We start from the raw sequence: 20,806 nt of genomic DNA on the forward strand, positions 1-20,806 counted from the left end.
GCCTCAGAGCTCCCAGGCCCCCGGGTCGACGTCCTCGGGATCCATCGACAGCATCGCCCCCACCTGCTCGGCGAGCACCTGGCGCACGAGCATCTCCAGGTCGCCCGGCAGGCTCGACCGGGTCTCGATCGGCCGGCGGTACAGCACCACGCGCGGAGGATGGTCGCGATCCGGCGGCACGTAGCGGCCGAGCGGCACGGACTGCATCTCCCACGGCGTCGGGTCGCTCGGCGGGATGTCCTCGACGGTGATCGCGAGATGCTCGAGGCGGCGGCCGAACCGCTCCAGGAGAGGGCTCGCCGCGCCGAGCACCGTGTCGTCGAAGCGCTCGCGTCGCGTGAGGTGCCCAGGCAGGTGCGGGGGGATCAGGTCCCCCCGGAAGCCGCGTCCGTGGCGGTCCCGCCGACGGGGCCGACCGGGGCGCCCCCCGCCGCCCGACCGCGTGATGCCGCCGCTGTGCCCTTCGCCTCGTGCCATGGTCCGACCCTATCGACCCGCGGACCCGTATCCTGCTTCCCGTGCCTGCTCGTGAATGCTCCCGGACCGCGTGCTCCCGGCCCGCCGTCAGCACGCTGACCTATGTGTACGCGGACTCCACCGCGGTCCTGGGCCCGCTGGCGGCGACGAGCGAGCCCCACACCTACGACCTGTGCCGCGAGCACTCCGCCGGGCTGACCGTGCCGCTCGGGTGGCGGGTGATCCGCGTGGCTGGCACCGCCGAGGGCACCGACGACCTGGTCGCCCTCGCCGAGGCGGTGCGCGCCGACCGGGAGGACCGGGACGCGCCGCGCCCGCCCGCCCGCCGCGACGAGCGGGCCGCGGAGCGCCGCACCGGCACCGACCGCCACCTGCACGTGGTCCGGAACCCCCATGCATGACGGGGCCGGGGATCGCGCCGCGAGCACCGACGTCCACGACCTGTCGGCGATCGTCACCTCCTCGGACATCCGCGGCGTCGCGGGCGAGCAGCTGACGGCCGCCGTGGCCCAGGCCCTGGGCGCCGCCTTCGCCGACCACCTCGACGCCGGCGACCTGATCGTCGCCCATGACATGCGCGTCTCCTCGCCCGCCCTCGCCGCCGCCTTCGCCGACGGCGCCCGGCTCCGCGGCTCGACGGTCGCCGTCGCCGGCCTGAGCGCGACCGACCAGCTCTACTGCGCCTCCGGGCTGCACGACGCCGCCGGGGCGATGATCACCGCCTCGCACAACCCCGCCGCCGACAACGGCGTCAAGCTGTGCCGGGCGGGCGCGCGGCCCGTCGGGCGCGACACGGGCCTCGACGCGATCCGGCGCGGAGCCGAGGCCTACCTGCGCGCCGGCGTCGTCGCGGAGCGCCCCGGCGGACGGCTCGAGCACGTCGACACCCTCGCGGACTACGTCGCCCTCATGCTGCGCCTGGTCCCGGTCCCGGCCCGTCGCCCCCTGCGCGTCGTCGTCGACGCCGCCAACGCGATGGCGGCCCTGACCGTGCCCGCGGTCACCGCGCACCTCGACGCCGTGACCGTGATCCCCCTGCACTTCGAGCTCGACGGCACCTTCCCCCATCACGCGGCCAACCCGCTGGACCTCACGACCCTCGAGGAGCTGCGCGCGGCCGTGCGCCGCGAGGGCGCCGACCTGGGCCTCGCCTTCGACGGCGACGCCGACCGCTGCGTCGTCGTCGACGAGACCGGCACCCCGGTCGCGCCGTCCGCGATCACGGCGCTCATCGCGACCGGCGAGATCGCCCGCGCCCGCGCCGCGGGCGAGGAGGCCCCGGTCGTGGTCGCCAACCTCGTCTCCTCGCGCCACGTGGGCGAGGCGATCGCCGCCGCGGGCGGACGCCACGTCCGTTCCGCGGTCGGACACTCGCTCATCAAGGACCTGATGGCCTCCCATCACGCCGTGTTCGGCGGCGAGCACTCGGCCCACTACTACTTCCGGGACTTCTTCGGGGCCGACTCCGGCATGCTCGCGGCCCTGCACGTGCTCGCCGCGCTCGAGGCGACCGACGAGCCCCTCTCCCGGCTCGTCGCGCTCCACCACCCGTATGCGACGAGCGGCGAGATCAACTCCCGCGTGCCCGACGCCGCCGCGGCCCGCGCCCGGGTCCGACAGGTCGTGGGCTCGTGCCCCGGCGTCGTGATCGACGACCTGGACGGCATGACCGTCACCCACTGGGGCGACGACCTGCCCCCCGCGGAGCGCTGGTGGTTCTCGCTGCGCTCCTCCCACACCGAACCGCTGCTGCGACTGAACGTCGAGGCCGCCGAGGAGGACACCATGACCAGAGTCCGCGACGAGGTGCTCGGCCTCGTGCGATCCGAGGACACGCCCGGCACCGAGGACGAGGCGGCCTCGCTCGCCGCCCGCAGCGGCGCCCCGACCGCCGCGAGCGCCGCCGACGTGCCCGCGTGGGTGCGCGCCGCGCTGCGCTGCCCCGTGTGCCGGGGCGAGCTGCGCGACGCCCCCTCGGCGCTGACGTGCACCTCGTGCGCGCGCACCTACCCCGTGAGCGACGGCATCCCGGTCCTGATCCCCGACTACGCCGAGCAGCCCCGGGACTGACGCCCGCGTCTCCCGGTCAGCGGCGGAAGGGGAGGACCGCGACCTGCGCGGCGAGCTCCTGCTCGCGCGCGAGGTCCTCGCGCAGCCGCTGCTCGTCGCGCCGCGACCGCTCGGCGAGCACCGCCCGCAGGAACTCCTCGGGGTCCGTCCCCACGGGCGGCGGGGGAGCGACGGAGGGGACCACCCGCTGCACGAGGTCCAGCGCGATGCGTCGCCGGGACTCCGGCGCCATCACCCCCGCGCGCGGGAGGAAGGCGCGGATGTCCTGCAGCAGCGTGAGCTCGAGGCGCCCCACATCGGCCGTGGCCGCCCAGGCGCGCAGCGTCGGCGGCACCTCGGGCCGCACGGGCAGGGGCGCCCGCAGCCGCTCCTGGAGCACGAAGGTGCCGGCGAGCAGGTCGCCGAGGCGCCGCGACCGGCGGTCCACGAGCGAGACGACGAGGGCGATCGCGCCCGACGTCGACCAGATCTCGAACATCGCCATCACCGCGCGCAGCAGGCTCTGCCGAGCGTGCACGGGGCCGCCGTCGTCGCGCACGACCCGTGTGCCCAGGGCGAGCCGCCCGAGCGAGCGGCCGTTCGTGAGCAGCTCGGTCAGCACCGGGTGGCCGATGAAGGCCGCGACGGTCACCGCGACCAGGCCCGCCGCGAGGTAGCCGTCGTCGAGCCCGAACGCCGAGCCGAGGCGGACGACCGCGTAGGTCCCGCCGATCGCGATGACCAGCTCGACGAGACCGTCGATCAGGAACGAGGCGAGGCGCACCGCGAACGAGGCAGGCCGCAGATCCAGCAGGACCGCCTCCCCCGTGACGAGGGCGTCGCGGGACGCCGCGGCGTCGGTGGTGCCCGGGATCGCGTCCATGCCGCCAGTGTCCCAGGTGCGCGCAGTCACCGGGCAGGTCCCCTGGTCGACGCGGGCGGGGGCGGGCACCGACTTTCGTCTGGGGCCCGCGTGCCGGGCCCCTGCCTACCCTGAAGCGGTGGACACCGATGCCGTCATCGCCGTCAACCAGCCGTCGTGGGACCGTCTCGAGGCGCTGGTGAGGACCCGCAGCCTGGACGCCGAGCAGATCGACGAGCTGATCGGGCTCTACCAGCGCACCGCGACGGACCTGTCGACCGTCCGCTCGACCAACCCCGACCCCGTGCTCACGGCCCGGCTGTCGATGCTGCTGTCGCGCGCGCGATCGCGCATCACGGGTGCGCGGACGCCCCTGTGGTCCCACGCCCGCGCCTTCGTGCTCGAGGACTTCCCGGCCGCCCTGTGGGCGTCGCGTCGCGGGGTGCTCGTGGCCGCGGCGGTGCTCGTGGCCGCGACCCTCGGCTCGGCGCTCGCGTTCGGGCTCGACGACTCCCTGCGGGCCTCGATCGTGCCGGAGCCCGAGCAGCGACGCCTCGCGACGCGCGAGTTCACGGCGTACTACTTCCAGGGGCAGGCGGGAGGCTTCGCCGCGAACGTCTGGACCAACAACGCCTGGATCACGGTGCAGGCCGTCGTCTTCGGCGTGACGGGCGTCTGGCCGCTGTGGATGCTCGTCCAGAACGGCCTGAACCTCGGGCTGACCGGTGCGGTCATGGGGGAGTACGACCGGCTCGGCACCTTCTTCGTGCACCTGCTCCCGCACGGCCTGCTCGAGCTGACGTGCGTGGTCATCGGCGCCGGCGCGGGGCTGCGCCTGTTCTGGTCGTGGCTGCGCCCGGGGCCCCTGCCGCGGCTGTGGGCCCTCGCGCGCGCGGGCCGCTCGCTCGTGACCGTCGCGATCGGGCTCGTGCCCGTGCTCCTGGTCAGCGGGATCCTCGAGGCCTTCGTGACCCCCTCGCCGCTCCCCGCCGCGCTGCGGGTCGCGATCGGCACCGGGGTCTGGGTCGTCTTCCTCGTCTACGTCGTCGTGCTCGGGCGCCGGGCGGCGTCGCGCGGCATCACGGGCGACCTCTCCGAGGAGGTCATCGGCGACTCCGTCGCCGTCGCCGCGTGAGCGGCTCCGGGCTCAGAGCCTGCCCGCCGCCTTGAGCGCGAGGTAGCCGTCGGCGAGGGCCTGGGGCAGGGCGTCGGGCACGTCGTCGATCACGTGGGCGCCGCCGCGGGTGAGGGCCTCGCCGACCGCCGTGCGCTCCGCGCGCGCGTGCTCGGCCGCGGCCGCCCGGTAGACCGCTCCCGCGTCGCCGCGCTCGTGCGCCATGGCCGCGAGCGCGGGGTCGGCCACCGAGGCGATGACGAGCGGGTGCTCGGCCGCGAGGCGCGCCGCGACGGGCACGAGCCCCTGGTGCACGGTTCCCGGCTCGACGGGCGTCACGAGCACGACGAGCGCCCCCTTGCGGGTGCGGCGGCGGATCTGGGCCGCCGCGAGCTCCCAGTCGGTCTCGACGAGGGCCGGGTGGACGGGGGCGGTCGCGGCGACCACGTCGTGCAGCACGGTGCGCACGCTCGAGCCGGTCACCGAGACGTGGGGGATGCGATCGATGCACAGCACGTCCACGCGGTCCCCGGCCTGCGTGGCCAGGGCGGTCAGCAGGAGGGCCGCGTCGAAGGCGGCGTCCAGGCGCGGCGCGTCGCCGAGGCGGGCGGCCGCGGTGCGCGAGGTGTCCACGACGATCAGCACGTGGCGGTCCCGCTCGGGCCTCCAGGTGCGCACGACCACGCTGCGTCGGCGCGCGGTCGCCCGCCAGTCGATCGAGCGCACGTCGTCGCCGTCGACGAAGTCCCGCAGCGCGTCGAACTCGGTGCCCTCCCCGCGCTGGTGCACGGCCGCGAGGCCCTCGATCTCCCGCAGCCGGCGCACGCGGGAGGGCAGATGACGGCGCGAGCCGAAGGGGTGCAGCGCCATCAGGGCGCCGCGCACGTCGAGGTCGGCGCAGCGCCGCGCGAGCCCGAGCGGACCGATCGCGGCGATCGCGACGGTGCGCGAGGCGTGCGCGCCGCGGCGCACGGGCACGTAGCGCTGGGAGATCGCGCGGCGCTCGCCCGCGGGGACCGTGATCCTCGCCCGCTGCTCGGCCAGCCCCGCGGTCGGGTCCCACGCGTCGCGCACGAGCAGGCGCGCACGCCGGGAGGACGGGTTGGTGATCAGCAGGCGGGCGTCGACCGCCCCGCCCAGGCGCACCTGGGCGGCCATGTCCCGGCGCAGGCGCAGCGAGCGCGGGGGCACCGCCGCGAGGGCGTCGCCGAGCACGAGCACGAGGAGCACGGCGAGGCAGACGAGCACCGTGATCCACGACGGCGCCACCACGAGGGGGAGCACGCCGACGAGCGCCACGAGAGCGGCGCGCGGGGTGGGCCAGATGCGCATCGGCATGCCTCAGCGGGGGACGGGGACGGAGGCCAGCGTCGCCGCGAGCACGGCGTCGACCTGCGAGCCCTCGAGGTCGGCCTCCGTGGTCAGGCGCACGCGATGGGCCAGGGTGGCCGGCGCCATCGTCTTGACGTCGTCGGGGGTGATGAAGTCGCGTCCCTGCAGATAGGCCCATGCGCGGGCGGTGCGCAGGAGGGCGATCGCGCCGCGCGGCGAGACGCCCAGGGAGAGGCTCGGGGAGCGGCGGGTGGCGCGCGCGACGTCGACGATGTACTCGAGCACGTTCTCCTCGGCGCGCACAGCCGTCACGTCCCGCTGGGCGCGTCGCAGCGAGGCGGGGTCGGCGACCGCGCGCAGCCCCGCGGCGGCGAGGTCCGCGGTGTCGAAGCCGCCGGCGTGGCGCCGCAGCACCTCGACCTCGGTGGCGCGCTCGGGCAGCGGCATCACGGCCTTGAGCAGGAAGCGGTCGAGCTGCGCCTCGGGCAGCGGATAGGTCCCGTCGAACTCGATCGGGTTCTGGGTCGCCACCACCATGAACGGATCGGGCAGCGGGCGGGGGCGCCCGTCGATCGTCACCTGGCGCTCCTCCATCGCCTCGAGCAGCGCCGACTGGGTCTTGGGCGGGGTCCGGTTGATCTCGTCGGCCAGCAGCAGGTTCGTGAACACGGGGCCTTCGCGGAAGACGAGGTCGCTCGTGGAGTTGTCGTAGACGAGGGAGCCGGTGACGTCGCCCGGCATCATGTCGGGCGTGAACTGGACGCGGCGCATCTGCACGTCGAGGGAGGCGGCGAGGGCCCGCACGAGCAGGGTCTTGGCGACCCCGGGCACCCCCTCGAGCAGCACGTGCCCGCGGCACAGGAGGGCCACCACGAGGCTCGTCACGGCGGCGTCCTGCCCGTCGACCGCCTTGTGGATCTCGCCGCTCAGGGCGACGAGCCCCTCCCGGCTGCGCTCGTCGGGGTCCGGCGCGGCGGCCTCGGGCGTGGTCGGTGCTGTCATCGGTCGATCTCCTTCTCGAGACGGTCGAGGTCGTCGGCGAGGCGCACGAGCTCCTCGTCGGTGCGGACGGGGGTCTCGCCCAGCAGCTCGCGCAGGGCGGCCGGGCTGCGCCCGACGAGCGGCGCGGCGGCGGCGACGAGCGCGTCGAGGGACTCGCCGCGCCGGATCCCCAGGCGGGAGGCGAGGCGCACCGCGGTGGCCGAGCGCAGCGAGCGCGCGGCGCTCTCGCGCGCGCCGGCCCGGTGCATCAGACGGGCCCGCCCGGCGGTGAGCTCCTGGGCGCGCACGGTCACGGGCAGCGGCTCGACCACGACGGGGCCGCCGCGCCACATGAGCGCCACGAGCAGCACGAGCACGCACACGGCGAGCCACAGCCCGACCGGCCCCATCCAGTCGGGCAGCCGCTCGAACGCGCCCGGCTGGGTCGAGGCCATCGGATCCGCGGCCGAGGGCAGGTACCACACGACGTGCCCGTCGCCGAGCGCGTTGAGGGCGACGGCGGCGTTGTCGGCGCCGCCCACCCCGGCGTTCGTCAGGTAGCGGGCGCTGCCCAGCACGGTCACGTCGCCGCTGCGCATGATGCTCGCGCCGGCGCCGGTGCGGAAGCAACCGCGGGCGGTCTCGGGCCCGGAGTACACGATGGCCGGGGCGACCTGGTCGCCGTCGGCGTCGAGGGCGACCGGCCCGGGCCGCACCGTCCGGGCCGCGAAGGACGCGTCGGAGCACTCCGCGTCGGCGCTCAGGCGCGCGTCCTCGTCCTCGACGGTGCCGGTCGGGCGCACACCCGGGGCGAGCACCGCGAGGCCGCCGAAGTCGGGGGTCACGAGCACGAGGCGCCCGTCGCCCGCGTCGAGGGCCTCGCGCAGCGCCTCGAGCTGGGGACGGTCGAGGGTGGAGGGGGCGGTCACGAGGACCGTGTCCCCGGAGCGCAGCGCCGCGGCGGCCTCGGCCGTGCGCCGCTCGGTGCGCACCGTGGCACCGCCGTCGCGCAGCACCGTGACCACCGCCTTGGAACCCCCGGGAGCGGGGGAGGAGGGCTCGAAGGGCGCGTCGCGGTAGGCGCCGCGGGCGAGCGCCGCCCCGAGGGCGGCGACGAGGGCGGCGATCACGACGATCACCGCGATCGTGCGGGAGCGACGGTCGCCCGTCGCCGGTGCCGGTGCAGGTCCTGGTGCCGGGGCGATGCCCTGCTCGGGGGCGAGGGCGGGCGCGCTCACAGCGTCTCCAGCACGGCGCGGTCGGGCGAGGCCTGGGCGACGTACTCGGCCAGGCGCACCGCGTCGTCGGCCTGCTTGGCCGTGGCGGGTCGCCACGAGTAGGCGGCCGTGTCGAAGGCGCGGGCCGCGAGCGCGAGACGGTGGCGCAGCTCCGGGAACGCCGAGGCGGCCCCCTCGGCCGCCTCATGGGCGGTCATGCCGTCGGTGAGGTCGAGCAGCGTGCGCTCGGCGAGGTCGCGCACGAGGGCGCGGAACGCCAGGACCACGGCCTCGTCCGCGCGGGCGTCGTCGCGCGCATGCTCGGCGCGCACGCGCAGCTGGGCGGCGGTGAGGGCGGGCTCGGCGTCCAGGGCGGTCTCGGCCCGCACCACGGCGCGGCGTCGGATGCGGCCGGTGCGGCGCAGCACCAGCACGGCGAGCACGACGATGACGGCGCCGAGGGCGATCGCGATGGCGAGACCGGCGGTGCGTCCCGAGCCGGCGCCGTCGACGAGCGAGGAGACCCAGTCCTGCAGGAGCCCCAGCAGCCAGTCGATGATGCTCCCGCGGCGGTGATACTCCCCCTTGGACAGCTCCTCGAGGATCCGCCGCCGCGCCTCGTCGGGGTCGACGTCGTTCACCAGGGCCCTCCGCCGTGCGTCGCGGCCCCGCTCGGCGCCGTCGCGGCGTCACGGGCGTCCCGCGACCGGCGGGTCAGCTCGACGTCCCACGACTCCCAGCGCATGCGCTGGTCGGCGTAGAGCGCGGCCATGCCCGCGGAGCGGAAGGGCTCGCTCAGCACCGAGGCCACGTAGGCGCCGAGCATCGTGAGGACGAGCAGCACCGCCATCGCGAGCACCACGAGGCCCGGGCCGCCCGCGAGCAGGATGGCGACGTACGCGACGACGGCGACGATGCCGAAGGCCGACGCGAGCACCTGGGTGAGCACGTAGACGAGCAGGACGAGGAGCGCGCCCACGCCGAGCACCCGCCACCGGCGCCGGCCCCGGGTCAGCACGAGCGAGCGGCGGATCGCGCCGAGGGCGCCGAGCTTCTCGACGACGAGCGCGGGCGCCGTGAGGGCCGTGCGCATCCAGATCACGACCGAGCCGGCCAGGGCGAGCACGAGGGCGAGCAGGACGGGCACGATCGTCCACCAGTGCGCCTCGTCGGTGAGCAGGAGCGGCAGCAGGCCCAGGCCGACCAGCACGGCCCACAGCACGAGGGTCGCGACGGCGATGACCAGGCCCGCGAGCACCGCGGAGATTCCGTGGCGCCGGATCGTGCGCCACACCGCGGCGTCGGCCAGCGGCGTGCCGGTCGCTTCGCCGATCGCGAGCGCCGAGAGGGCGATCGTCACGAGCTGGGCGGCGACGAGCGAGACGAGGCCGGAGGCGAGCGAGGCGCCCAGGGTCACGAGCACCTCGCCGTCGCCCGGCCCGGTCACGGTCGCCCCGGCGGAGCCGTCCATGCTCGCCTGCACCTGGCCGGCCATCGGCAGGATGGAGGCGCCCGACAGCGCGGTGGTCAGGACGAAGGAGATCGCGTACACGACCGCGGCCACGAGCAGGCTGATGCGGGGCCTCAGCCGGTAGATGCGGGTGGCGGCACCGAGGATCTCGCCGACGCCGAGGGGGCGCAGCGGGAACAGCGGGGTGCGGGCCACGAGCTCGCGCTGGAGCGGGCCGGGGGCCGTCGGGCCGCCCGGGGCCGGGGACGCCGCGGCCGTGCCGACGGCTCCGCTCTCCTCGCCGTTCGTGCCCGGTGCGGTCCACGGGTTCGTCATGGCACCTCTCCCGTCGTCTCTGGTGGCGTCGTCCCTGCTGGCCGGAACACGGCCACCGTACGGGCCGCGCTCGCCGCCGCAGACCCGACGGAAGTCGATGATCGCCGCTCCTCACGGCGCGTCCCCGGGCGGGGCCCGACCCTCCCGGGGTCCGGGGCCCGGCGGAGCGGCCCGTGGGTGCGCACCCCCGGGCCTGCGACACGTCGAGCGGGCACGGTGGCACAATGTCGGCATGACGACGCCTTCACGGATCCTCGTGGTCGATGATGACGTGGCCATCGCCGAAATGGTGGGGATCGTGCTGCGCGGCAAGGGGTTCGAGGTCGTGACCGCCGCCGACGGCGCCTCCGCCCTCGACGCCGTGGACCGGATGCACCCGGACGTGGTGCTGCTCGACCTCATGCTCCCGGGCATGGACGGGATCGGCGTGTGCCGCGAGCTGCGCAAGCGCTCCGGCGTCCCGATCATCATGCTGACCGCGCGCACGGACACCGCCGACGTCGTCGAGGGCCTCGAGGCGGGCGCCGACGACTACCTCACCAAGCCGTTCGAGCCCGACGAGCTCGTCGCGCGCATCAAGGCCCGGGTCCGGCGCAGCGAGGCCCCCACCACCGAGCGCCTCGCCATCGGGGACCTCACGATCGACGTCGACGGTCACGAGGTGCGCCGCGGCCACGAGCTGATCTCCCTGACCCCCCTCGAGTTCGAGCTGCTCGTCCAGCTCGCCCGCAAGCCGTGGCAGGTGTTCACGCGCGAGGTGCTGCTGCGCGAGGTCTGGGGCTATCGCCACAGCGCCGACACGCGCCTCGTCAACGTGCACGTCCAGCGGCTGCGCGCCAAGATCGAACGGGACGTCGACAACCCGCAGGTGATCCTCACGGTGCGCGGCGTCGGGTACCGGGCCGGATCCGCGGGGTGATGCCCGGCCCGCTCCGGCGGCGCGTGCGAGGACTCCCTCTGCGCCTGGCGCGGGCCCTCGACCCGCGCGGATGGTCGCTCGCCGTCCGGGTGGTGTCGGTGACCGTGCTGCTGTCGACCGTGGCGATCCTCGCGGTCGGCGCGTACCTGTCCTCCGTGATCACCGACGGGCTGTTCGAGCAGCGTCGGGACCGGGTGGTCGCGGAGTCGCTGAGCGCGCGGGAGGGCCTGCGCGACAGCCTGCAGGAGGCCTCGGGCCGTACCGCGACCCAGCGCCTGGACGCCGTGACCCAGTTCGTCCAGACGGCGCGGGCCGGCAGCGGCGTCGGCGCCGACCGCGAGATCGCGATCGTGCCCGTCGGCGCCGAGGGCAGCGTCTCCCAGATCAGCACCGATCCGTCCCTCCAGGAGCTCGTCGACGCCGACTTCTCCGCCGCCGTGGGCCGCTCGCCCGACCGGATCAGCTACAAGAGCGTGGCCATCCCCGGCGACGGACGCGACGAGCCCGGGCTGCTCCTGGGCACGCGCGTGACGGTCGCCGGCGCGGGCAGCTACGACCTGTTCCTGCTGTACTCCCTCGAGCCCGAGCAGGAGACCCTCACCTTCATCCAGCGCGTGATCGCGGGGGGCGGCCTCGTGCTGCTCGCCCTCATGGTCGGCATCGCGATCGTGGTGGCGCGCCTCGTGTCGACGCCCCTGCGTCGCGCCGCGCTCGCCGCCGAGCGCATCGCGACGGGGGACCTGTCCAGCCGCGTGGTCGTCTCCGGCGCCGACGAGCTCGCGCGCGTGGGCACGTCCTTCAACGAGATGGCGGAGATCCTGCAGCGCCAAGTCTCGGACCTCACGGAGCTCTCGCGCGTCCAGCAGCGCTTCGTCTCGGACGTCTCCCATGAGCTGCGCACGCCGCTGACCACGATCCGGATGGCCGCCTCGGTCCTCCACGACCAGCGCGGCTCCTTCTCCCCGGACGTCGAGCGGACCGTCGAGCTGCTGTCGACGCAGGTGACCCGCTTCGACTCCCTGCTCGAGGAGCTGCTGGAGATCTCCCGCTTCGACGCGGGCGCCGCCGTGCTCGAGGCCGTCGACACCGACCTGGGCGATCTCGCCCGCCGCGCGATCGCCGACGTCGGCGCGCTCGCCGCGACCCGCGGCTGCGAGATCCGCCTCGAGTGCGGTCCCGGTTCCCTGCACGCCGTCGTCGACCCCCGCCGGATCGACCGGATCCTGCGCAACCTGCTCACCAACGCCCTCGAGCACGGCCCGGGCAGACCCGTGCGCGTCGAGGTCGCCGGCGACGCGGACGCCGTCGCGGTCGTCGTCCAGGACTCCGGTCCCGGCATCTCGCCGCGCGACGCGGCCCGGGTCTTCGACCGCTTCTGGCGCGCCGACCCCTCGCGCGCCCGGACGATCGGCGGCACCGGGCTGGGCCTCGCGATCTCGGTCGAGGACGCCCATCTGCACGACGGCTGGCTGCAGGCCTGGGGGCAGGTGGGCGCCGGCGCGGTGTTCCGCCTCACCCTGCCCCGCCGCCCCGGGGCCACGCTCGCCCGCTCCCCGCTCCCGCTCGAACGGGCGCTCGGGCCCGACGCCCCCTCGGGCATCCCCTCCGGGCTCGCCGCCCCGTCCGACCCCTGGGCGCCCGCGGAGACGGCGACACCGACCGGCCTGCCCGACCTCGGCGACCACGACCCCGCAGGAGGAGAGCATGCCCGCTGACCGTCCGTGCCCTGCGCGCCGCGTCGTCCTCCGCCTCGGGGCGGCGGGCGCGGTCGCGGCGACCGCCGCGTGCGCCCGGATCCCGCGCAGCTCCTCGGTCGACTCGACGCCCGTCGGCGATGCGCAGGACGTCGGCGCGCCCTACGTGCAGCCGCGCCCGCCCGCCGACGGCGCGAGCCCCGTCGAGATCGTGACGGGATTCGTGCAGGCCGGCGTCGGCATCGACGACGACTTCGCGGTCGCCCGCTCCTATCTCACGGCCGACGCGCGCCGGAGCTGGGAGCCGACCGCCGCCGTGACGGTGTACTCGGGGGGCCAGGAGTTCGACGCCGCGTCCACCGGCACCGGGAGCGTCAAGCTGTCCGTCGAGGCCGTGGCCCAGGTCGACGCCCAGGGCGTGCGCACCGTGCTGGCCGCGACCTCGGCGCGGGAGATCGACATCGCCCTCGAGCAGGTCGACGGGCAGTGGCGGATCAGCCGCCCGCCGGCCGGGATCTTCCTGTCCGAGCAGGCCTTCGAGATCCTGTTCACCCCGGGGCGGCTGTACTTCCCCGAGCCCCGCCGGCGCCACCTCGTGCCCGACGTGCGCTGGGTGACCTCGCAGGGGCAGGCGGCGGCGCTGCTCCGCCAGCTCGGCGGCGGCCCGGCCCCGTGGCTCGCCGCGGCGGTCGCCTCGGCCGTGCCCGCCGCCCTCGGGACCGAGCGCAGCACCGTCTCGACGGACCGTCTGGGCGCCGTGCAGGTCACGCTCCCGGCCGCGATCGCGGCGATGGACCGCCAGGAGCGCGCCGTCGCGCTGGCCCAGATCACCGCGACCCTGCGCTCCCTGCCGCTGCTGGGCGAGGCGAGCCTCGTCTCCGGCGGTGAGCAGCTCGTGGTCGACCCGGCCCTCGAGCTCGCGCGGGCCCTGCCCGGTCACCGGCCGCTCGGAGCCGGGGCCACCGGGATCGTCACCCTCGCCGAGGGCGGCGCCGCGCCCGCGCCGCTCGTCCCCGACCTCGCGGCGACCGCGCTGCGCGACCCGGCGCTGTCGTCCGCGGGCGTGCAGGCCGCCGCGCTCGCCGACGACGGCCACACCCTCCTCATCGCGACCACCGACTCCTCGGCGCCCGTGCGCACGGTCGCACCCGGGACCGTGCTCGCGGGGCCGTGCATCGACGACCTCGGCTACGTCTGGACCGCCCCGCGGGACACGAGCGGCGCCGTCGAGGCCTTCGTCGGCGCCGACGTCTCACGGGACGTGCGGCTCGACGCCCCCTGGCTCGTGGGACGCGAGCCGGTCTGGCTGCACCTGGCCCCCGACGCGACCCGGCTGGTGGTTCTCTCGGACGGCCCGGACTCCGCGCGGATCGACCTGTGCGCCGTCGCCCGGGACGCCCAGGGCACGCCGACGGCGCTCACCGAGCCGGTGACCGTGCCGACGGGCGCCGCCGACCTCACGAGCCTGGTCCAGGCCACGTGGTACGACGAGGTCGCCGTGATCCTGCTGGGCGCGGACGCCGACGGGGCGCCGCGCGCCGTCGTGGACGACCTGGCCACGGGCGCCGAGAGCCTGCCCGCCCCGCCCGTCGGCACCACCCGCCTGGCGGGCAGCGCGACGGCCGGGGTCATCTTCAGCTCGACCGACGAGCCGTCGCTGGCCCGCAGCGACGGCTCCACCTGGAGCTTCCTCTCCGAGCCCGCGAGCTGCCCCTCGTTCTACTGAGCGCCGCGGCGCCCGCCGGCCCTCCCCACGCCGGGGTCGTCCACCGGGGCCGACGCCGCGCCGCGCACGCTGCTGTGATCGGACCATGACGGACGGGGCCGAGGAGCAGGGCACGGCGCGAGGGATCTGCGCGACGCTGCGCACGGCCCTGATCCGCGCCGCGCGCGACACCGCCGGGCTCGTCGTGCCGATCGTGTGCCCGTGCGGCGTCGAGGGGACGATCCCGTGCGCCCGGTGCGCCGCGAGCCTCGCGGTCGCCCCACGACGGGTCGAGGCCGTCTGCTCCGCGCTCCAGGTGCTCACCGCCGCCGACGCCCGCGGCGGGACCGCCGACTTCTCACCCCTGCTGCCGGTGCTCGCCCTCGGCGAGCACACGGGCGATCTGCGCCGGCTCGTCCTGGCCTGGAAGAACGGCGGCCAGCTGTGCCTCGCGCGACCCTTCGGCCGGGCCCTCGCACCCGCCCTCGGACGCCTCGCAGCCGGCGCGGGGACCGCCGTGGGGACCGGCACGGCGGCCGTGGCCGGGACCGGGGGAGAGGGCGGCGTCGCGGGCCTCGCCCTCGTGCCGGTGCCCTCGAGCCTCGCGCACCGGCTGCGTCGCGGCGAGGACCACACCGCGATGCTCGCCGCCGAGATCGCACGGGAGGCGGGCGGCGAGGTCGTGCGCGCCCTCGCCCTGGGCGGCGGCACCCAGGCCGGCAAGGGCGCGCGCGAGCGCCGCGCGGGGCGCCGGGACCGGATGCGGGTGCGGCGGGCGGGGCGCGAGCCGCGGCAGGCGGTCCTCGTCGACGACGTCGTGACCACCGGGGCCACCCTGCGCGGCGCGCGCGACGCCCTGCTCGCGCACGGCTGGAGCGTGCACGGCGCCCTCGTCCTCGCCGCGGCGCGGGTGCCCGGCGGCGCCGTCGAGGTGCCCGGGACGGGCGCGGCGGACGAGGGTGTCCGGAACCTGGGAAGAAGGTGAGACGCACACCACAGGGCATGGCATGCTGGTCCTTCCAGCAGATGCCCTCGAGCTCGAGGAGGTGCCCTTCCATCCCACGCCACGCGGCCGGGCGGACGAAGCGGCCGCGACCCGAGTCAAGGAGGAAACGTCATGGAGATCAACGTCGTCGGACGCCATATGGATGTCCCCGACCGCTTTCGTCGCCACCTGGAGGACAAGCTCGACAAGGTCACCCAGCTCGCGCCCGCGGCGCTCAGGGTGGATGTCGAGGTCTCCCAGGAGAAGAACCCGCGCCAGAGCGAGCTGAGCGACCGCGTGGAGCTGACCGTCCACGACCGCGGCGCGGTGATCCGCTCCGAGGCCCGCGCCGATGACCTGTACGCCGCCCTCGACGTCGCCTACGGCAAGCTGCTCGAGCGCCTCCGCCGCGCCCGGGACCGCCGCAAGGACCACCGCCGCGGCCGTGAGCGCTCGCACTCCGCTCCCGAGACCGTGCGCACGATGACTCCCGCCGAGGGCATCGAGACGATCGGCGCCACCGCCGGGGACGAGACGACCGTGGAGGCCGTGCTCGGCGTCGACGGCGAGAGCCCGATCGTGATCCGCGAGAAGCGGCATGCCGCGACCCCCATGTCGATCGACGACGCGCTCTACCGGATGGAGCTCGTCGGCCACGACTTCTTCCTGTTCATCGACGAGGGGACCGGCAACCCCAAGGTGGTCTACCGCCGCAAGGGCTGGGACTACGGCGTGATCGAGCTCGAGGCCGGCGCCGCCGAGCCGCAGGAAGCCGACGCCTCCTGACCCGTCCGGGACGACCGACACGGCCGCGCGGACCCGGCACGGACCGGGCCGCGCGGCCGTGCCGTGTCCGGCGGCGCCCGACGCCCCGACCGTCGGAGGGCGCTGACCCCGACCGTCGGAGGGCGCTGATAGGTTCCGGCGCGTGGCACGGAAGGGGCAGATCCCGCCGTGCGCGCGCCGTCCGCGACCCGAGGAGACCTCATGCCCGACCGTGTGACCTGGGCGCAGGCCCGCCGCATCGCCCTGCGCAGCCAGGGCATCGGACGCGGCCGCCGCGAGGCGGCGCCCGACCGCCGGTCGAGCCGCGAGGCCCTGCGTCGCACGATCGCCCGCACCCACCTGCTCCAGATCGACTCGGTCAGCGTCTTCGCCCGCGCCCACCACATGCCCGTCTTCACCCGTGCCGGGCGCTGGGACCCCGCCGTGCTCGACACCGCCTCCGCGCCGGGGCCGCGCCGCCTGCTCGTCGAGTCCCTCGCGCACGAGGCCGCCTACACGACCCTGCCCGTGCACGACCTGCTCGCGTTCCGGCGCCGCCGAGCCGCCCGGAAGGACTGGGGCGCCGTGCGCCGCGCTGCGGGCGCCGACCCCGACGTGCTCGCGGGCATCGAGCGCACGATCGCCGAGCACGGCCCCGTGAGCGCCGCCGCCGTCTCGCGTCTGCGCGGCGACGACCGCAAGCCCGAGCAGGGATGGGGATGGCGACGCACCGACACCCAGTGGATCGTCGAGTACCTGTTCCGCAGCGGCCGCCTGGACTGCGTGGGCCGCAACGCGGCGTTCGAGCGCCTCTACATCCTCGCCGAGGACCGTGCGGCCGCGCCGCTCGAGCTCGACGTCGGCGCGTTCGAGCCCGATGCCCCGGACGAGGACCCGGCGGCGGTGCTCGAGCTGGCCCGGCGCGCCGCGGCGGCCCTGGGCATCGCCACGCCCGCCGACATCGCCGACTACTTCCGCCTGCCGCAGCGCGAGGTCGCCCCCGCCCTCGCGACCCTGCGCGCGAGCGGCGAGCTGCGCACGGTGGCCGTCGGCCACCCCCGCGGTGACCGGGAGATGCTGCGCTGGCACGAGGCGCCCTCGGCGGCGCCCGTCGCCGCCGAGGCCCTCGTGAGCCCCTTCGACCCCGTCGCCTTCTTCCGCCGGCGCCTCGCAGAGCTGTTCGACGTCGAGTACCGCATCGGCATCTACACGCCGCGCGAGCAGCGCACCCACGGCTACTACCCGCTGCCCTTCCTGCTCGGTGACCGCTTCGAGGCCCGCGTGGACCTGCGCGCGGACCGCGCCCGCGGCGTGCTCGAGGTGTGCGAGGTCCATCGCGAGCCGCTCGTGCACCTCGGCCGGCGCCACCGCCCCGAGCCTGCGGCCGTCGCCCGGGCGCTGGCCCGAGAGCTCGAGCGCGCGGCCGCCTGGCAGGGCCTCACCGCGATCGAGGTCAGGCCCCTCGGGGACCTCGCGCCCGGGCTCGCCGCCGCCCTCACCTGAGAGCGGTGCCCGGCGCCGTCGTCCGGAGCGGCGCAGACCCTCCCGGGGCGATGAGGCACACGCGCCGTAGGATGGACCGCGGCCCGTCTGCCACACTGGACGGCGCATCCGGGCGCGTGGACCTGCGCCCAGCTGGACACCACCGGCCGCAGCGGCCGGTCCGACGATCCGGGACGGGCCCTGCCCGGCCCGCGAATGGGGAGCACGAGTGGTCAACCTCTTCGACACCATCCTCCGCGCCGGCGAGGGCCGCGAGCTGCGCAAGCTCGAGTCCTTCGCCAAGCGGGTCTCGGCGGCCGGCGACGCCTTCGCCGACCTGAGCGACGCCGAGCTGCGCGAGGAGAGCGACCGCTTCAAAGAGCGGCTCGAGGACGGGGAGACCCTCGACGACATCGCCGTCGAGGCGTTCGCGGTGGTCCGCGAGGCCGCCGACCGCACCCTGGGCCAGCGCCCGTACGACGTGCAGGTCATGGGCGGCTACGCCCTGCACCGCGGCAAGATCGCCGAGATGAAGACCGGCGAGGGCAAGACCCTCGTGGCCACCCTGCCCGCCTACCTCAACGCGCTCGCGGGCAAGGGCGTGCACATCGTGACCGTCAACGACTACCTCGCGAGCTACCAGAGCGACATCATGGGCCGCGTGTTCCGCGCCCTCGGCCTCACGACCGGCGTCATCACGGCGGGCCTGACCCCCGAGGACCGCCGCGAGCAGTACGCCGCCGACATCACCTACGGCACGAACAACGAGTTCGGCTTCGACTACCTGCGCGACAACATGGCGGTCTCGGCGGCCGAGAAGGTCCAGCGCGGCCACTTCTTCGCGATCGTCGACGAGGTCGACTCGATCCTGATCGACGAGGCCCGCACCCCGCTCATCATCTCTGGGCCCGCCTCGGGGGACGCCAACAAGTGGTACGCCGAGTTCGCGAAGGTCGCCCAGCTGCTGCGCCGCGACCGCGACTACGAGGTCGACGAGAAGAAGCGCACCGTCGGCGTGCTCGAGGCCGGCATCGACCGGGTCGAGGACCACCTGGGCATCGACAACCTGTACGAGTCGCTCAACACGCCGCTCATCTCCTTCCTCAACAACTCCATCAAGGCCAAGGAGCTGTTCAAGCGGGACAAGGACTACGTCGTGCTCAACGGCGAGGTCATGATCGTCGACGAGCACACGGGGCGCATCCTCGCCGGCCGTCGCTACAACGAGGGCATGCACCAGGCGATCGAGGCCAAGGAGGGCGTGGCCATCAAGGCCGAGAACCAGACGCTCGCCACGATCACCCTGCAGAACTACTTCAAGCTCTACGAGAAGCTCTCGGGCATGACGGGCACCGCCGAGACCGAGGCCGCCGAGTTCATGAACACCTACAAGCTCGGCGTGATCCCGATCCCGACCAACCGGGAGATGGTCCGCAAGGATCAGGCCGACAAGGTGTTCCGCACCGAGAAGGCCAAGTTCGACGCCGTCGTCGACGACATCGTGTCCCGGCACGACCGCGGTCAGCCCGTGCTCGTGGGCACCACGAGCGTCGAGAAGTCGGAGTACCTCTCGACCCTGCTGACCAAGCGCGGCGTCGACCACGAGGTCCTCAACGCCAAGAACCACGCGCGTGAGGCCGCGATCGTCGCGATGGCGGGCGCCAAGGGCGCGGTCACGGTCGCCACCAATATGGCCGGCCGCGGCACCGACATCATGCTCGGCGGCAACGTCGAGTTCATGGCGCACGCGGAGCTCGAGCGGCGCGGGCTGGACGCCGAGCAGGATCCCGAGGGCTACGAGAGCGCGTGGGACGCGGCGATCGAGCAGGCCGAGAAGGACGTCGCGAGCCAGCACGACGACGTCGTCGAGCTCGGCGGCCTGTACGTCCTGGGCACCGAGCGCCACGAGTCGCGCCGCATCGACAACCAGCTGCGCGGCCGCTCGGGGCGCCAGGGCGACCCGGGGGAGTCGCGCTTCTACCTGTCCCTCCAGGACGACCTGATGCGCCTGTTCAACTCCGGCGCCGCGGAGACGCTGCTCGCGCGCGGCGGCGTCGACGAGTCGATCCCGCTGACCGGTCGCATGGTCTCGGGCGCCATCCAGCGCGCCCAGACCTCGATCGAGTCGCGCAACTTCGAGATCCGCAAGAACGTGCTCAAGTACGACGACGTGCTGACCAAGCAGCGTCAGACCATCTACGGCGAGCGCAACCGGATCCTCGACGGCGAGGATCTCGAGCCCCACGTCGAGCGCTTCATCGACGACGTCGTGGGCGGGTTCGTGGACAACGCGACCGCGCGCACCAACCCCGAGGACGTCGAGCTCGAGGAGCTGTGGGGCGCCCTGCGCGCCGTGTACCCCGTCTCGATCACCCCCGAGGAGCTGATCGAGGAGGTCGGCGGCAAGGAGAACCTGTCGGCCTCGCGCCTGCGCGAGGAGATCATGGACGACGCCCGCCTCGCGTTCGAGCGGCGCACGGAGGAGCTCGGCGAGGACGCGATGGCCCAGCTCGAGCGGCGCGTGCTGCTCAACGTGATCGACCGCCGCTGGCGCGAGCACCTCTACGAGATGGACTACCTCAAGGAGGGCATCGGCCTGCGCGCGATGGCCCAGCGCGACCCGCTCGTCGAGTACGAGCGCGAGGGCCACCTGATGTTCAACGACATGATCGCGGGAATCAAGGAGGACGCCGTCGGCTACCTCTTCAACCTCGACGTGCAGGTCTCCCAGCCCACCTCCGTGGTCCCGCAGGCCGTCGCCGACCTCGTCAAGGCCGCCGGCGGCGCCGGCGCCGCGCCGCTCGCGGATGCCGACGGCGCCCCGGAGGGGGACGGAGCCGACGGAGCCGGGGAGGACACGGACGACCGGGCCCGGGCCGGGGCTCCCGTCATCTCCGCCAAGGGGCTGACCGACGGCGTCAAGGCCGGGGACCTGCAGTACTCGGCCGCCACGGTTGAGCAGAATGCCCGACCGGCGTCGCGGGCCGAGCGCCGTCGCCAGGAGCGCGAGGAGCGCCGCAAGCGGACGTGACGACGCTCGGGCGCCGGGATCGCCATGTCCGAGGAGGGCGGGGCGTCCGCGGTGTCCGGCGGGACGCGGGGCGTCTGCGAAGGGGACGCAACAGAGCCTGCGGTCGCGGTGACCGACGGCCGGTGTCTCGTCTCGGTGCCGCGCGAGAGACGAGGAGGTCGTGATGGCCCGCAGACGAATCGACTGTGACGGCGAGGTCTTCGAGGTGTCGTCCGGCCCGCAGGGCACGACCCATGACACGTGGATCTCCGGCCCTCACGACGGGTACGGTTTCAGCTCGTCGAGCTCGAGCGGGCGTTCGCCGACCCCTGCCGAGCACGTGGAGAGCACCCGCGACTTTCTCGCGCTGATCGACCGCGACACCGGTTACATCGAGGACTGAGCCGACGGACGCGCAGCTCGCGGAG

At 75.1% G+C, this 20,806-nt stretch carries 18 protein-coding genes; 11 read left to right on the forward strand and 7 right to left on the reverse strand.

All coding sequences use genetic code 11. The features are described 5' to 3' along the window. Positions 1–3: 3 nt before the first annotated feature. On the reverse strand, positions 4–477 hold the full coding sequence (locus BRM3_RS08595) for a metallopeptidase family protein (protein ID WP_263592915.1): 474 nt from the start codon (positions 475–477) through the stop codon (positions 4–6). A 41-nt stretch (positions 478–518) separates the two neighbouring features. On the opposite strand from BRM3_RS08595, the gene BRM3_RS08600 reads away from it, so the two are divergent. Both BRM3_RS08600 and BRM3_RS08605 read left to right on the forward strand, forming a co-directional pair. Beyond that, the gene (locus BRM3_RS08600; RefSeq protein WP_263592916.1) at positions 519–878 is read left to right on the forward strand and encodes a DUF3499 domain-containing protein; all 360 of its coding nucleotides are present in this window, start codon (positions 519–521) and stop codon (positions 876–878) included. Continuing rightward, the gene (locus BRM3_RS08605; protein ID WP_263592917.1) at positions 871–2,547 is read left to right on the forward strand and encodes a Trm112 family protein; all 1,677 of its coding nucleotides are present in this window, start codon (positions 871–873) and stop codon (positions 2,545–2,547) included. Before BRM3_RS08600 ends, BRM3_RS08605 begins: the two co-directional genes overlap by 8 nt. A gap of 16 nt (positions 2,548–2,563) precedes the next feature. Here BRM3_RS08605 and BRM3_RS08610 read toward each other — a convergent pair whose 3' ends face one another. After that, positions 2,564–3,409: an RDD family protein gene (locus BRM3_RS08610; RefSeq protein WP_263592918.1), complete on the reverse strand. Its 846-nt coding sequence runs from the start codon at positions 3,407–3,409 to the stop codon at positions 2,564–2,566. 118 nt (positions 3,410–3,527) lie between these two features. On the opposite strand from BRM3_RS08610, the gene BRM3_RS08615 reads away from it, so the two are divergent. Beyond that, on the forward strand, positions 3,528–4,523 hold the full coding sequence (locus tag BRM3_RS08615; protein ID WP_263592919.1) for a stage II sporulation protein M: 996 nt from the start codon (positions 3,528–3,530) through the stop codon (positions 4,521–4,523). Positions 4,524–4,535: 12 nt separating this feature from the next. On the opposite strand, the gene BRM3_RS08620 is transcribed toward BRM3_RS08615, so the two are convergent. From BRM3_RS08620 to BRM3_RS08640, 5 genes are read right to left on the reverse strand one after another with little or no spacing between them, the layout of a single operon-like run. Continuing rightward, the gene (locus BRM3_RS08620; RefSeq protein WP_263592920.1) at positions 4,536–5,834 is read right to left on the reverse strand and encodes a DUF58 domain-containing protein; all 1,299 of its coding nucleotides are present in this window, start codon (positions 5,832–5,834) and stop codon (positions 4,536–4,538) included. A gap of 9 nt (positions 5,835–5,843) precedes the next feature. Further along, the gene (locus BRM3_RS08625) at positions 5,844–6,836 is read right to left on the reverse strand and encodes an AAA family ATPase (RefSeq protein WP_263592921.1); all 993 of its coding nucleotides are present in this window, start codon (positions 6,834–6,836) and stop codon (positions 5,844–5,846) included. Then, positions 6,833–8,053 carry a DUF4350 domain-containing protein gene (locus BRM3_RS08630; protein WP_263592922.1) on the reverse strand — a complete coding sequence of 407 codons (1,221 nt, stop codon included), beginning with the start codon at positions 8,051–8,053 and terminating at the stop codon, positions 6,833–6,835. The genes BRM3_RS08625 and BRM3_RS08630 overlap by 4 nt, the downstream gene beginning before the upstream one ends. After that, a complete protein-coding gene (locus tag BRM3_RS08635; protein ID WP_263592923.1) occupies positions 8,050–8,673 on the reverse strand; it encodes a DUF4129 domain-containing protein in 624 nt (207 codons plus the stop codon). The genes BRM3_RS08630 and BRM3_RS08635 overlap by 4 nt, the downstream gene beginning before the upstream one ends. Beyond that, positions 8,670–9,818, reverse strand: a complete 1,149-nt coding sequence (locus BRM3_RS08640) for a glycerophosphodiester phosphodiesterase (RefSeq protein ID WP_263592924.1) — start codon at positions 9,816–9,818, stop codon at positions 8,670–8,672. The genes BRM3_RS08635 and BRM3_RS08640 overlap by 4 nt, the downstream gene beginning before the upstream one ends. 232 nt (positions 9,819–10,050) lie before the next feature. On the opposite strand from BRM3_RS08640, the gene mtrA reads away from it, so the two are divergent. From mtrA to BRM3_RS08680, 8 genes are all read left to right on the forward strand, one after another. Beyond that, positions 10,051–10,737, forward strand: coding sequence for an MtrAB system response regulator MtrA (mtrA, locus tag BRM3_RS08645; protein WP_263592925.1), 687 nt, complete (start codon positions 10,051–10,053; stop codon positions 10,735–10,737). 23 nt (positions 10,738–10,760) lie between these two features. Beyond that, entirely contained in the window at positions 10,761–12,452 is a 1,692-nt protein-coding gene (gene mtrB / locus BRM3_RS08650) for an MtrAB system histidine kinase MtrB (RefSeq protein ID WP_263592926.1), read from the forward strand. Next, the gene (locus tag BRM3_RS08655; RefSeq protein WP_263592927.1) at positions 12,442–14,157 is read left to right on the forward strand and encodes an LpqB family beta-propeller domain-containing protein; all 1,716 of its coding nucleotides are present in this window, start codon (positions 12,442–12,444) and stop codon (positions 14,155–14,157) included. The genes mtrB and BRM3_RS08655 overlap by 11 nt, the downstream gene beginning before the upstream one ends. Before the next feature lie 85 nt (positions 14,158–14,242). Then, positions 14,243–15,121, forward strand: a complete 879-nt coding sequence (locus BRM3_RS08660; protein WP_263592928.1) for a ComF family protein — start codon at positions 14,243–14,245, stop codon at positions 15,119–15,121. A gap of 132 nt (positions 15,122–15,253) precedes the next feature. Continuing rightward, entirely contained in the window at positions 15,254–15,907 is a 654-nt protein-coding gene (gene hpf / locus BRM3_RS08665) for a ribosome hibernation-promoting factor, HPF/YfiA family (protein WP_263592929.1), read from the forward strand. A gap of 201 nt (positions 15,908–16,108) precedes the next feature. Continuing rightward, positions 16,109–17,389 carry a winged helix-turn-helix domain-containing protein gene (locus tag BRM3_RS08670; protein ID WP_263592930.1) on the forward strand — a complete coding sequence of 427 codons (1,281 nt, stop codon included), beginning with the start codon at positions 16,109–16,111 and terminating at the stop codon, positions 17,387–17,389. A gap of 208 nt (positions 17,390–17,597) precedes the next feature. Next, complete coding sequence (gene secA / locus BRM3_RS08675; RefSeq protein ID WP_263592931.1) at positions 17,598–20,399, forward strand: preprotein translocase subunit SecA; 2,802 nt, start codon at positions 17,598–17,600, stop codon at positions 20,397–20,399. A gap of 160 nt (positions 20,400–20,559) precedes the next feature. Beyond that, positions 20,560–20,781 (forward strand): hypothetical protein, encoded by a 222-nt coding sequence (locus BRM3_RS08680; protein ID WP_263592932.1) that lies wholly within the window; start codon positions 20,560–20,562, stop codon positions 20,779–20,781. Positions 20,782–20,806 lie beyond the last annotated feature (25 nt).

Origin of the sequence: Brachybacterium huguangmaarense, assembly GCF_025725725.1 — a bacterium.
In the GTDB taxonomy this organism is placed as follows: domain Bacteria; phylum Actinomycetota; class Actinomycetes; order Actinomycetales; family Dermabacteraceae; genus Brachybacterium; species Brachybacterium huguangmaarense.

What these genes read in the sequence shown, in the direction of transcription:
- BRM3_RS08655 (WP_263592927.1), top strand. Translation starts at nt 12,442, where the DNA reads ATGCCCGCTGACCGTCCGTGCCCTGCGCGCCGCGTCGTCCTCCGCCTC.
- hpf (WP_263592929.1), top strand. Translation starts at nt 15,254, where the DNA reads ATGGAGATCAACGTCGTCGGACGCCATATGGATGTCCCCGACCGCTTT.
- BRM3_RS08610 (WP_263592918.1), bottom strand. Translation starts at nt 3,409, where the DNA reads ATGGACGCGATCCCGGGCACCACCGACGCCGCGGCGTCCCGCGACGCC.
- BRM3_RS08625 (WP_263592921.1), bottom strand. Translation starts at nt 6,836, where the DNA reads ATGACAGCACCGACCACGCCCGAGGCCGCCGCGCCGGACCCCGACGAG.
- mtrA (WP_263592925.1), top strand. Translation starts at nt 10,051, where the DNA reads ATGACGACGCCTTCACGGATCCTCGTGGTCGATGATGACGTGGCCATC.
- BRM3_RS08670 (WP_263592930.1), top strand. Translation starts at nt 16,109, where the DNA reads ATGCCCGACCGTGTGACCTGGGCGCAGGCCCGCCGCATCGCCCTGCGC.
- BRM3_RS08595 (WP_263592915.1), bottom strand. Translation starts at nt 477, where the DNA reads ATGGCACGAGGCGAAGGGCACAGCGGCGGCATCACGCGGTCGGGCGGC.
- BRM3_RS08605 (WP_263592917.1), top strand. Translation starts at nt 871, where the DNA reads ATGCATGACGGGGCCGGGGATCGCGCCGCGAGCACCGACGTCCACGAC.
- BRM3_RS08640 (WP_263592924.1), bottom strand. Translation starts at nt 9,818, where the DNA reads ATGACGAACCCGTGGACCGCACCGGGCACGAACGGCGAGGAGAGCGGA.
- BRM3_RS08660 (WP_263592928.1), top strand. Translation starts at nt 14,243, where the DNA reads ATGACGGACGGGGCCGAGGAGCAGGGCACGGCGCGAGGGATCTGCGCG.
- BRM3_RS08620 (WP_263592920.1), bottom strand. Translation starts at nt 5,834, where the DNA reads ATGCGCATCTGGCCCACCCCGCGCGCCGCTCTCGTGGCGCTCGTCGGC.